The following is a 12,283-nucleotide window of genomic DNA, read 5'->3' as shown; positions in this document are numbered from 1 at the left end:
CCCTGGCGATCTGTATTACTGTTTATTATAAAGGAGTTAGTGATTAAAAATGCTGCTTTCTTTAAAAATGTAAAATGTAAAATGCGTTGTTTTCCTTTATCAACTGACGCGGCAGGTTTGTGAAAAAAAATAGGGCCTCATAAATATATGAGTTATAATTATACGATAAAAAAGTATAGCTAAAATGCCAAAGGGAAGTGTTTTACTGTGGGAAGCTTTTTACAGTCTGACTGTGACAATTGTTTTGGTTTATGTTGTGTCGCTTTGCCGTATGCAAAGTCTGCTGACTTTGCGTTTAATAAAGATGGCGGGGAACCATGCCGTAATTTGCTCTCAGATCATCGATGCAACATACATGACCAGCTAAGAGAAAAGGGTTTTCGCGGCTGTGTTTCCTATGAGTGCTTTGGAGCCGGCCAACATGTTTCACAACACATATATCACGGAGATGGCTGGCGTCATAATTCAAAACAAGCAAGTGAAATATTCGCTGTATATCCTATTGTCCAGCAATTACATGAGATGCTCAGCTATCTCAGTCAAGCTTTAGATTTAAAAGAAACACAGTTGATCAAGACTGAAATAAAAAACATTTATCATAAAACGATAACGATGACAAATCTTCCTCCTAAAGAAATACTAGAGCTAGACATACCTTCGCATAGAGAAATTGTTAATAAAATACTCGTTATGACAAGTGAATTAGTCCGTAAAGACTTTATTCAGAAGCAGCAAAACACAAAGACCCTAAAAGGATTAGATTATTTAGGGGCTAATTTAAAGGGTGTAAACCTGCAGGGTGCGAATTTAAGAGGCGTACTTTTCATAGCAACAAATCTAAGAAATGCCGATTTAAGAAAGTCTGATTTTATAGGTGCAGATTTACGAGATGCAGATTTAAGCGGCGCAAACTTAACCGGCGCTATATTTCTTACTCAGTCTCAAATCAATTCAGCAAAAGGCAATAGACAAACTAAACTGCCTTTTTATATAAATACCCCGGAGCATTGGCTGAGTTAATGACGCTAAAATCCGTTCACTCCTAGTTTTTTCAATTCCTGAGCAACAATGCGCGCAAGTTCACCGGCGCCTGCGCGGTTCGGATGCAGCGTATCTCCGTCCATATAAAGCGCGAGCGTTTTTTCCGGCCCTATGGATGTAAAATAAGAGGAGCTGAGAACGTTGAGATCAATCAGCGCTGTCTGTTCTTCTTTTGCCAACGCCAAAATAGACGCTCTGTACCACCTGTTTAAGGCGGTATGTTCACCTGCTGCGTTGAAATCAGTCGCTCTGCCCTGCGGCGCCGATAAAATGACCTCAGCCCCTTTTGCCTTCACCTGCCGCACCATGTCCCGCATGATTTCTTTAAATTCCGCTTCTGTTTCATTGTTTTTTGGATTCGTGTCATTAATGCCAAGCTGCAGAATAAAATAATCACCCGGTTTGATATATTTCAGAATGGCCTCTAATTGACCGTCATCCCGAAAACCTCTGGCAAACTGACCGCCGGACGCCATATTCCTCACCTGAAAAGCATTCTTTTTCATGAATTGCGGCAGCATCTGCCCCCAGCCCGCCTGCTTGCTGCTGTTGAGCGGATAATAATTGCACACCGTCGAATCGCCGCCGACATAGATGGTTCGATTCGTCACCGGCTGATCAGACAATTTCTTGATTTTCAGGGCGCTGAGCGTAAAAGCGGTGCCTGCTTTTCCCTCTGTCACCAGCAGATTCAGCTGCCCATCGGTGACAGGGATTTGGAACGTATCCTCCGCGCCGTCTCCCGTCATATTGATGACCTGATACACACCCTCCGCTGCCACGCTTGCCCTCGCCGTATTGCCCAGCGTCACCTTCACCTCATAAAGACCGTTCGGAAGATCCACATTAAACGTATTGTCGCTTTTCGTCCCATACGCCAAAAATTGGACCGCATCACTCTTCACACCAGTCCCGGATGCCGCCACATCCTTCATATTCTCCGGTGTTTGAAAACCGTAGCCCTTTGACGGATTATAACGGTCAGACGCCTTTACACCAATGAAATCAGGCTCGATCGAACCGCTCCCAAAGTCAAACTGATACACCTTCGGCTCCGCTGCCTTTATACTCTCTATTTTGTCGAAACACAACATCAACATCATCACAAAACCCGCCGCTATCCATTTTTTCATTAAGAAACCCCCTGTATGAAAACGCATTCATTAATGCATACTCGGTGATTGTTTCTTTATGATGACTGAATGCAGAAAAAATTGCATTGACAAAACAAAAGGAAGATTTTATTATATCAAAAAGTGATATATCATTAGTTGATATAAGAAATGAGGTGACCACTTGCCAAAGCAACGTCCGCAGGAAATGGATCAGCTCACCGATCCAGCCTATTATATTGTTTTAACATTGCTGGAGCCAAAACACGGATATTCGATCATGCAGGAGATTGAGGAAATGACCGATGACTCCTTTACGATCGGCCCAGCTACCTTATATACATTGTTAAAGAAATTACTGCAGGAAGAGATCATTGAGCTTGTCAACAATGACAACCCGCGCCGCAAAGTGTACCAGACAACCCTGCACGGCCAAGAATTACTCAAAAAAGAAATTCAGCGCAGAAAAGTGATGGCTGAACACGGCGAACTCGCTTTTCAACAATTGAAAGGGGATTAATCATGAAACAGAAAAAATATATGATGTCCGAAGGCTTGGCTTTTTCAGAAGAAAAAGATATGAAGAAACTCAGTGATATGGCCAGCAAAGGCTGGGTGCTCGATTCATTTGCTTTTATGGGGTATAAGCTTAGAAAAGCTGCGCCGCAGAATGTGACGTACAGCATTGACTATCGTGCCGTCGATGAAGACAGCATGGATGAATACCTTGAAATATTCGAAAACGCCGGATGGGAACGTGTTTGTTCCGAATACACCACACACATCTTTGCCGCTGCACCCGGAACCAAGCCGATTTACTCCGACCGTTCAACAAAAATTGATAAATATAAACAAAGTGAATATACCCTTCGCTATATCACATTGTTTATGTTCTTTCTTACTGCAACTGTCACTGTCACCAGAAATGTGTTCATTTCTGATGAAGCTTCCATATTAAATAACACTATACACTTCCTTTTTGTCTTTCTAATCGCCATCACCATCCCGGCTATTTTCACTTACGCAGCCTCTGTCTATAGAATTTGGCGGATCAAACACAGAAACCCCAACCTCGAGTAAAGGCTGGGGTTTTGCTTTTTATTTCTGTTACGGACAAACATTTTCTACGTTATATGCATTTCACATTGAGAACCTAAGAGGCAGTCTATGAGTTGACAGCAATGCAGTGCTTTATAAGCGTCATAAGCCGCAAATCCTGAATTCATCACAAGCCACACCCAATGCCCATCCGGATCAACATTCAGACAGGGTTGTTTTTCCCATACGCATACCCATTCTGATCCAATGAATCCCCGTCACTGCCCGAATCTGGGTCAAGTGATAAGAACACGCCGTTTTTCTGCTCATAGTAGCTGACCATTAAGCAGTAAAAACTGGTTTCTTCATCATATTGATAACCTGCGAAGCGGTAGCGGTTGTCTTTTACTTCATCGCTTGCTTCTGTTTTTGTCGCGTTCCCCATGTGTCGTATTGATAGCACTGTTAGAGGTGACAATGACGCTTTTTATGATAATCTTGTTTAGGATATACTTACAGTCCGATTCAATATGATGCATAATTGTTTATCAATTTATTCTTAAATTCATCCGGTATGATTTGGTCATAAAATACAACGGATATCCAATCTAAGACAACGTCATCTAACGGTCTCCAAGATGCTAACGGTTTTCCTACATCCGGATGATCGATCTCTAAAATACAGATTTCAAATTCTCTCTCTCCATAAATCGCCCACTTCAAAGTCGGTGAAGCCCAAACAACGCGAGAGGCAATATTCATGATACAATCATTTTTACTGTGTTTTGGATAATCTGTTAAGATTGAAAGGTATTCTTCTGCAGTTATATGCAAGGGAATCTTTATCCAATTGAAGTATTCAAAATCATCGTAAAACTGGTTTATTTGATCAGGATTATCTAGCACCGCCATTAATATAAACTCATCCTGATAGTGATGAGCTAAACTTCGTAACATTTCCCAGCTTTCATCAGATAATACCCAATGGAATTCCTCGAATAAATAATATTTTTTCCTTTGTTTAAAAACTTGTTCGGGCAATGTTTGATCTACGTGACATAAGGAATTAATCATGGATTGATAGACTTTTAACTCCTTAGGATGATCAATAAAATAGTGGTTCATCTGATGTCTCCTTTAATGTCGCATTCTGATTTTATGTGTGAATTTTTTTCTTCCTTTAGGCGTATATTCTGCGGTTGAATAAGGACCTTGAATTAGCATGTTTTCTTATAGAATACTTATTTCCATTTTTCTTCATGCTAATAACACCACCATGATGAACTGATTTTCTCCATCCTTGTCTTCTTAAATTTTTTTCACAAGTTCTTCTTACATTAGTAGAATAATTGTTGAATCTAGAGGTTTGTTGTCTGCGTCAGTTTCGTACAAGACGTTCAGGCTGTCTCCGTCATAGAAATATTTCGTGGCTTTCCGTTGACAGTTTTCTGGATTCTGTTTCCTTTTTCGTCATACTTGTATGTTGCGAAAGGCTTTTCTTCGCCTTTATTCGTAACGGCGGTTAGGTTATCTTCCGCATCCCACGTATATGTGAATCTGCCGTCGGATGTGGGGTTGCCGTTTTTATCGTTTGACATGCTTTCATCGTTCACCTTTGTAACAGTAATATTATTGAATTAATTATTCAATATTCTTCTATTTATTTAAGGTTAATTTAAAGAAAGGGGGTTATTAGACCTATATTCATTAATATCATTCTTTATTGAAACCTACAATTCTCACAAAAAAACCGACACCCCATAAGGTGCCGGCTTGCTTATTTTATGGATAAACCAATGCTGAGTTCTGTGCCCCTGCATAAGATTGCGCGTAGTTTTTCGCGTTTTGGGCTGTCATGGCTGAGTAGCTGTAGTTTGTCCTCGGGTTCCAGCCGGTCAGCGGGGATTTTGGGGCTGTGAGGGCCGGGAATGAGCCGACGTCTTTGAATTGCGCCGTGCCGTAGTCATCAATCATTCCGCCTTTTTCGTTCCCATTTCCGAAGTAGTTGGCTTCCGAATATACGGTTGCGTTTGTGTGAATGGTGAAGCCTAGGTTGAAGTTGGTCATATAGTTATTTTTGGCATGAAAGTAGCCGTATCTCATGAGTCCCGGCGCGCGTACATAGACGTTATTAAAGTAGTTGTTGGCGATCGTCATATGGGGGTACCCAATATAATTTTTTCCTTGGCTGTCATCGTTTGGATAGCCGAGGATAAGCCCGTACCGATGGTCCGTGAATTTAGAGTTGGACAGCGTGACAAAATCAGCTTTTGCCCCTACATAAAGCAGTTTCCCTAAATCATCGCGGCTATTGGGATTGTAGCTGTGTCCTTCAAAGGTTACATGGTCAATCCAGTAATTTTGCCCATGCGCTATGTACATAGGGATGTCGTTATTTCCGGTAATTGAAGCACTATGTCCGATAATGAGATTTTTGAAAATGACATTATTCGAGCTAGAGCCTGTTGTTATATAAATATTGGTCAATCTATGGCTGACGTATGAGCCGACAATGGTTTTGTTTGCGCCGACCGTCACAGTGGCTTTTCCGGATGAGGAGATATCGCCGGTAATGACGACTGTCTTGCGGTCAGTGCCGGAGACATGGGTTTTTAAGTCGTTGAGGTTATTGACGTAGACGACAGAACCGCCCTGGCCTCCTGATACTGCGGATTTCGACTTGCCATTATGGTCTTTTGCGTTTCCGGCAAACCCTGTGAGTCCCTGTATCACATCGGGGTAATTCGCTGCCGCTTTTGCCGGCTGCGGAGCGGAACTTGTGAAGGCCAAACAAAGTGCAAGTCCCACAGATATAAAGAAAGTAAGATAACGCATTTTTTTTGTCATTATAAATAACTCCTTCCATCATTATGAAAATGATATAATAAGAAAAATTATACATTTTCATCATTTCACTCACATGATCTAATGGTATCATTTTACATTATAATAATAGAAGGTAAGAGCTGCTCTTTTGCATGTGAAGCAGCACAAAAAAGCCAGCAGATTGTCATCACATGCTGGCTGCAACCTTTTTTATATTGAGCTCTCTGCCTTCTTAGCTTCTGCTTTTGCCGGCCGCTGCTTTTTGACAAGGGTCAGCGCCATTCCGGCAAAAATCAAGACAATGCCAAGTGTTTGGAAAAGATCAGGGCGAAAACCGGTGAACGCGGTGTCCAAAATAATCGCGACAGCCGGATCAAGAAAGACGATAACCGAAATAAATTTGGTGGACAGAAACCGCAGGCTGTCAAAAAACAGCAAGTAGACGATCCCGGTATGAATAATCCCCGTCGACACCACCATGGTCCAATTACCTTGTGATAGATGAGAAAAGAGTCCAAAGTGTATAAATGGAATTAACAGCACAACGCCCAATCCCGTTTGCAAAAAGGTCGTGGCATAGGGACTGAGATTGTTAATGCCCTTCCCAAGTAATGTCGTAAAAGCGTAAAATAACGCGGCAAGCACCGCCCAAATAATTCCGGACCCCATCAGCTGGCTGAATGACATATCCTTATTGATGCCTGAAATTAATGCGGTTCCGAAAAAACAGATGATAATCGAGCTGACGGAAATCACATTTAATTTTTCCCGGTAGATGACGCTTCCGAGCAGCAGGACCAGCACCGGCGCCAGATGATAAACGGAAATGGCAATGGTTACGGACGTTTCTTCAAATGATTTAAATAAAAATACCCAGTTAAACACGAGGAAGAAGCCGCAGGCCAGCGTTTGAATCACTTCTCTCCTGCTCCACTTTTCGGTTTTAAACTGCCCCGTAACAAGCCAGCATACGCCTAAAAACAGGGTTGCGCACAGGCATCGGACAAAGACCAATTCAAAAGATGGCAGATTGGTATGTTCAGAAAAAAAGCCGATAGAACCGAAAATCACCATGGAGATGACCATTTTCAGCACGGCTGTTGATTTTTGTTTTGGTGTGATTGAGAGATCTTGCTGCATCAAACGTATTCTACCTCCAGTTATGTATTGGAAAAGCACCCCAACTGCAAGGTGCTTTTCCTTTTATTATAGTTTCTTGCCGGCCGTCCAGCCGCCGTCAATAACAAAGTTAGAGCCTGTAATAAAGTGCGCCTCATCAGAAGCTAAATACTTCATACAGGAAACGATATCACTCGGCTGCCCCCACGTATGAAGGGCATGGTTATCTTTGATTAGCTGAACCATTTCATCGTCTTGAAAATACTCTTCCGTCAGCTCTGTTTGGATGACCCCCGGTGAAATGCTGTTCACCCTGATTCCCTTTGATCCGAATTCCATAGCGAGCTGCTTCGTCAATCCGATGACCGCATGCTTGGAAGACACATAGGCAGCCCGCGCAGGCTCTGCCATCAGCCCGGACACAGAGGCGATATTGATAATAGAGCCTTGTTTTCCACACTTAGACCACAGCCTTGCCGCATCCCGGGAAAGAATAAAGGCTGCCGTAAGATTAATGTCTATGACTTTTTTGAATGATTCTGCTGATAACTCAAGAACAGGGGTAATTTCCCTTATCCCTGCCGCATTGATTAAGATGTCCGGAATCAGTTGGCTTTGTTCAAGCTTTGGTATCAAAGATTCCGCTTGCTGGACATCAGACAAGTCAGCTTCTTCCATGTGAAAGCCGCTGTTTACAATAAATTCTGACATTTTATTCGTATGAATATCTGCTCCAACAACCTGAAAGCCGTCTGCTAGAAATTGCTTCACCGCCGCAAAGCCGATTCCGCTGTTTGCCCCAGTAATCATTATATTCTTTTTTTTCGCCATTTTACATTCTGCCCTTTTCCATTTTGTTAATTTGCAATAATCTGAATACTACAATTATAGTTTGACAATCTATTACAAATATTTTAAAGTAGATTAAACCCTCTATTTTCCACATTTTCTATCATACAGGATTTTGCAGAAAAAATCATCTACTTTTTAAGGAGAGATCAGAATGGTTCAGGTTTCAAACGTGCAAAAACAGGTAAAACCCGACATTTTTAACTACGCTTCTTTTTTATCGGAAAACGGTTATTCGTATATTCCAGCAGATTTCTACCAGCAGAAAACGGAAAACACCGCAGTCCGCGAATTACAGACTACATATGATGCTTTGAAAGCAGATCCTAAAGGAGGAGGCCGTTATAGAGCGCACTCCCGGTATATTCTGGCCCCTAACTCCGACACCCTTGAATTAGACCCCGATAATGGATATTTTCAATCAAAAGAATATAATTATGATGACGGAGGAACCGTCAGACAATTCGAGAAAATATCAGATGAGTTTCTGCTGCATCCAGTGACGCAGTATATGATTAAAACAAATGTAGAAATTGCCCGCCAAACCGATTTAGTAGATTGGGAGAAAGAAGTGATTGTCGGGCTCCATCAAATCAGATATCATGTGACACCTGACGCGCCGTCATACAGTTCTCCCATTTGGCTGCACCGCGATGATGAACCGCTTGTATTCGTCCATTTGTTTAAACTGAGCGAGGATGCCATCGGCGGGGATAACTTGATTGCTCCGTCTGTCAAACAAATTGATAAAGTGCTGCGGCTGACGCACCCTCTTGAAACGATCGCTCTCGGGCAAAAAGTCTTTCATGCGGTAACACCGGTCGGCACTGCCAATGAAGATGGCGCACATCGCGATATATTATTGGTTACATTTTCTAATAGATAAAAAAAGCGCCCAAGAGGTGCTCAGTTTAAAGAGAAAGTGGGGGTTTTGAAGATGTATGTCAAAGAAACCCTCATTTTCTTATTTATTATTGTCTCAAGACACAATATATAGGGGTTAAACGGTGAAATTAATCCAGTATATCGTGTGGTTGAAATTCAAAAAAGGCTGTCGTGAGTTCATGATTGAAATTCTTCTTCTAAATCCTTTTCTTCAGCAGCTACATCCGCTTTCCCCTGCCCCCTCACAAGCGTTAAAGCCATACCCGCAAAGATCAGTGTCTGATAAAGATCCGGGCGGATACTGCATTTATAACTACAATCCAAAGGACGAACCTGTTACGGCCGATTGTGCATAAATTCTAAGCTCTTTCCCTTGAACTATATTATAGCGAATGAAGTCATTTATTTGATTTGAAAGTATGGAACTACAATAAATAAAGATGCCAGTAAGACCAAAGCAATAATTATGGCTATATATATGCTTTTTATTAAAACGCCAAAAACCATAAGTAACAAAGGCATGAATATAGTGAATACTCCAATTATAAATAGTATAATTCCCATCCTTTTTGATAACTTTTCCTTATCACCTAAAAAAGTGAAGTCATTGTAATTTATTAATAGGACTAATATTTTTTTCACACCAATTAAATAGGCGAATAATAAACATATAATCCCGCCAATAATATAGTTTATCAATCTCTTTCACCCTTTATAATAGTTTCTAAAAATTGTTTAATCAAATCCTAACTCTGCATCGGCTTGTTTTTTTATTTCTGTTTGATTGTCTAAAAAAAAAACTGTTCATTTTAATTTACACTTTTTACTAATTTTATTAAAGTTTGGTTTTGTTGTTCAAATAATTCAGGATCTTTCTTCTTAAAAATTTCCAACTCATGCTCATTTTCCATAATTAACTTCATAATTGGATGATTATCATCTACCTCTTCAATATCACCAAGAGTGCTTGCCGAAAATTTAACCAATCTAAAGTTTTCATGAAACTTTGTTTATCAATATTTGGAGATCGAACTATTATTTCATATCGAATCTCCTGTATATTTGCTAATGCTCATTATACATAAATTTACATAAGATAAAAAGGTGAATTTATACTTTGTTTTTGGTTATTTCACTTATAATTTTAATTACGATTTAGACTTTAATTATTTTAAAGCTCTTGGTATTATTTTTATGATTACTATTTTTCATATATTTTATAATAGTAACTAGCTCTTACTCATTATATATAGTTTTGAAATAAAAAAGAGAGCTTATTAGCTCCCTCTAATTAGAATTTAATTTCCTTACATAAACTTCTACAGCTTTTTCCTGATTAATTATTACAAATCGTCCACTCTTCTATATCGATGGTATAAGATATCTTAATTTAAAGATTGCAATCGGATTTTTCTTTAAAAATTAAACCCAATCACTTTTTCTAACGAACAATTAAAACCGGACAAGGTGATAATTGAGACACTTTATGGCTGACGCTTCCAAGCATCATTTCTTTCAGTCCGCTGATGCCCCGGCTTCCGACGATGATCAGGCTGACGCCTTTCTCTTTTGCGTTATTTAAAATCTCGTGTGCCGGCTCTCCCTGCGCGTAGATGATTTCGGCTTGAACGCCGCTCTCGGCTGCTTTCGCTTTCGCGTTCTCAAGGATGTGTAAGCCTTCTTTTTTGACTTCTTGCCTGATTTCATCAATAAAATGTTCTGGTACATAGACAATCCCGGTCAGAGAAGAAGTCGCTACGACGGCTTCTCTCCCCACATGAAGGATGCTTAGTTCTGCCTGCTGTTCTTTTGCCAGATGCACTGCGGCATCAAGGGCTTTTGCACTCATTTCTGACCCGTCAATTGCAACTAACATTTTGTTAAACATACGCTTCCCGCCTTTCGGACTGTGGGTGGTTCATCTTTCTCCTTTATTGTCCGCCTGCTGTCTGTTATTGTCAATTGCCGTGTATGTTTTTTCATAAAGTTGTCAGAGACTCTCTCCGTTCGTTGCGATCACCTGCTGATACCAGCTGAAGCTCTTCTTTTTGATTCGCTTACATGTGCCATTTCCGTCATTGTCACGATCGACATAGATATAGCCGTACCGTTTTTTCATCTCAGCGGTTGAGGCACTGATCAGATCAATTGGGCCCCATGACGTATAACCGATTAATTTCACGCCGTCTGCGATGGCTTCTCTCGCTTCCTTTAAATGATCGCGCAAATAGTTGATCCGGTAGTCATCTTGAATGGTACCGTCTTCTTCGATCTGATCAACAGCGCCCAGTCCGTTTTCAACAATGAAAAGCGGTTTTTGGTAACGGTCATATAACGTATTCAGCGTAATTCTGAGTCCTTTCGGGTCAATCTGCCAGCCCCATTCTGATGATTTGAGATATGGATTTTTCACACCGCCCAGCAGATTGCCCCCTGATTTCGCAAGATCCTCAGGGTCGGTGCTTGCTGTCATGGACATGTAATAGCTGAAGCCGATGTAATCAACCGTATGTTCCTTCAGAAGCTTCTCATCCCCCGGATGCATCTCTATTGAAATATCATTCTCTTTAAAGAAGCGTTTCATATAGCCTGGGTAAGCGCCTCTTGCTTGTACGTCTGAGAAGAAAAGTGTGCTTCTTTCCTTTTCAAGCGCAGCCAGCACATCCTCCGGCTTTGGCGTCATCGGATAGGTTGTTGTGGCGGCAATCATACAGCCGATTTGTGAATCAGGGATAATTTCATGTCCCGCCTTAACCGCCAGCGCGCTTGCCACGAATTGGTGGTGAGCCGCTTGGTACATTGCGTTTTTCTTATTTTCTCCTTCTTGAAACACAAGACCGCCGCCTGTGAACGGAGCATGAAGCACAACGTTGATTTCATTAAACGTCATCCAATACTTCACTTTGTCTTTATAACGATTCAAAACGGTTCGGGCATAGCGCTCATAAAACTCAACCACTTTACGGTTTTTCCAGCCGCCGTAGTTTTTCACAAGGCCTAGCGGCATTTCATAGTGAGAAATGGTGATGACAGGTTCAATATTGTGTTTTTTCAGTTCATCAAAGACATTGTCGTAAAATTGCAGTCCTTCTTCATTTGGTTCTTCTTCATCACCGTTTGGAAAAATTCTTGTCCAGGCAATGGAGGTGCGGAAAGCTTTAAAACCCATCTCAGCGAATAAAGCGATATCCTCTTTATAGCGATGGTAAAAATCAATGCCGGCATGATAAAGGTTTAACGCATCCTTAGATTCATCAAACGGGGACATGATGCCGTTTGGTGAGACGTCCGCCGTGGAAAGTCCCTTGCCGCCTTGGTTATAGGCTCCCTCAACTTGGTTGGCGGCAACTGCGCCGCCCCATAAAAATCCTTCTGGAAATCTTTTTTCATGTGCACTCATGTTTTTTCACCTC

Annotated in this window: 12 protein-coding genes and 3 pseudogenes; 4 read left to right on the top strand and 11 right to left on the bottom strand. The window is 41.2% G+C overall.

The window, feature by feature from the left end:
• Positions 1-207: 207 nt before the first annotated feature.
• Entirely contained in the window at positions 208-1,020 is an 813-nt protein-coding gene (locus tag AXI57_RS00975; RefSeq protein WP_061668987.1) for a pentapeptide repeat-containing protein, read from the top strand.
• A 5-nt stretch (positions 1,021-1,025) separates the two neighbouring features.
• On the opposite strand, the gene AXI57_RS00970 is transcribed toward AXI57_RS00975, so the two are convergent.
• Complete coding sequence (locus tag AXI57_RS00970) at positions 1,026-2,174, bottom strand: rhamnogalacturonan acetylesterase (protein ID WP_061668986.1); 1,149 nt, start codon at positions 2,172-2,174, stop codon at positions 1,026-1,028.
• Positions 2,175-2,337: 163 nt separating this feature from the next.
• Between AXI57_RS00970 and AXI57_RS00965 the strand changes: the two genes are divergently transcribed.
• Both AXI57_RS00965 and AXI57_RS00960 read left to right on the top strand, forming a co-directional pair.
• A complete protein-coding gene (locus tag AXI57_RS00965; RefSeq protein ID WP_061668985.1) occupies positions 2,338-2,673 on the top strand; it encodes a PadR family transcriptional regulator in 336 nt (111 codons plus the stop codon).
• A gap of 2 nt (positions 2,674-2,675) precedes the next feature.
• On the top strand, positions 2,676-3,233 hold the full coding sequence (locus AXI57_RS00960) for a DUF2812 domain-containing protein (RefSeq protein ID WP_061668984.1): 558 nt from the start codon (positions 2,676-2,678) through the stop codon (positions 3,231-3,233).
• A 107-nt stretch (positions 3,234-3,340) separates the two neighbouring features.
• Here AXI57_RS00960 and AXI57_RS00955 read toward each other — a convergent pair.
• From AXI57_RS00955 to AXI57_RS00930, 6 genes and pseudogenes are all read right to left on the bottom strand, one after another.
• A pseudogene (locus AXI57_RS00955) lies at positions 3,341-3,650 on the bottom strand (RHS repeat-associated core domain-containing protein); the annotation flags it as partial.
• Between the two features lie 66 nt (positions 3,651-3,716).
• The gene (locus AXI57_RS00950) at positions 3,717-4,316 is read right to left on the bottom strand and encodes a hypothetical protein (RefSeq protein ID WP_061668982.1); all 600 of its coding nucleotides are present in this window, start codon (positions 4,314-4,316) and stop codon (positions 3,717-3,719) included.
• Between the two features lie 243 nt (positions 4,317-4,559).
• Positions 4,560-4,813: pseudogene (locus tag AXI57_RS21885) on the bottom strand (hypothetical protein); the annotation flags it as partial.
• A gap of 160 nt (positions 4,814-4,973) precedes the next feature.
• On the bottom strand, positions 4,974-6,038 hold the full coding sequence (locus AXI57_RS00940) for a pectate lyase family protein (RefSeq protein WP_061668980.1): 1,065 nt from the start codon (positions 6,036-6,038) through the stop codon (positions 4,974-4,976).
• Between the two features lie 189 nt (positions 6,039-6,227).
• Positions 6,228-7,157 (bottom strand): DMT family transporter, encoded by a 930-nt coding sequence (locus AXI57_RS00935; RefSeq protein WP_061668979.1) that lies wholly within the window; start codon positions 7,155-7,157, stop codon positions 6,228-6,230.
• Between the two features lie 66 nt (positions 7,158-7,223).
• Positions 7,224-7,967 (bottom strand): SDR family NAD(P)-dependent oxidoreductase, encoded by a 744-nt coding sequence (locus tag AXI57_RS00930; RefSeq protein WP_061668978.1) that lies wholly within the window; start codon positions 7,965-7,967, stop codon positions 7,224-7,226.
• Positions 7,968-8,139: 172 nt separating this feature from the next.
• Between AXI57_RS00930 and AXI57_RS00925 the strand changes: the two genes are divergently transcribed.
• Positions 8,140-8,871 (top strand): 2OG-Fe dioxygenase family protein, encoded by a 732-nt coding sequence (locus AXI57_RS00925; RefSeq protein WP_061668977.1) that lies wholly within the window; start codon positions 8,140-8,142, stop codon positions 8,869-8,871.
• A gap of 176 nt (positions 8,872-9,047) precedes the next feature.
• Here AXI57_RS00925 and AXI57_RS21205 read toward each other — a convergent pair.
• From AXI57_RS21205 to AXI57_RS00905, 4 genes and pseudogenes are all read right to left on the bottom strand, one after another.
• Positions 9,048-9,167: pseudogene (locus AXI57_RS21205) on the bottom strand (hypothetical protein); the annotation flags it as partial.
• A gap of 512 nt (positions 9,168-9,679) precedes the next feature.
• Entirely contained in the window at positions 9,680-9,856 is a 177-nt protein-coding gene (locus AXI57_RS21655) for a hypothetical protein (protein WP_169800238.1), read from the bottom strand.
• Positions 9,857-10,311: 455 nt separating this feature from the next.
• Positions 10,312-10,758 (bottom strand): universal stress protein, encoded by a 447-nt coding sequence (locus AXI57_RS00910; protein ID WP_003326258.1) that lies wholly within the window; start codon positions 10,756-10,758, stop codon positions 10,312-10,314.
• Between the two features lie 102 nt (positions 10,759-10,860).
• On the bottom strand, positions 10,861-12,270 hold the full coding sequence (locus AXI57_RS00905) for an aryl-phospho-beta-d-glucosidase (RefSeq protein ID WP_061668974.1): 1,410 nt from the start codon (positions 12,268-12,270) through the stop codon (positions 10,861-10,863).
• Positions 12,271-12,283: the final 13 nt, after the last annotated feature.

The sequence above is a fragment of the Bacillus atrophaeus genome, assembly GCF_001584335.1.
Classification (GTDB): domain Bacteria; phylum Bacillota; class Bacilli; order Bacillales; family Bacillaceae; genus Bacillus; species Bacillus atrophaeus.
Note: the sequence above shows the minus strand (reverse complement) of the source record. Positions and strands in the feature narration are given on the sequence as shown.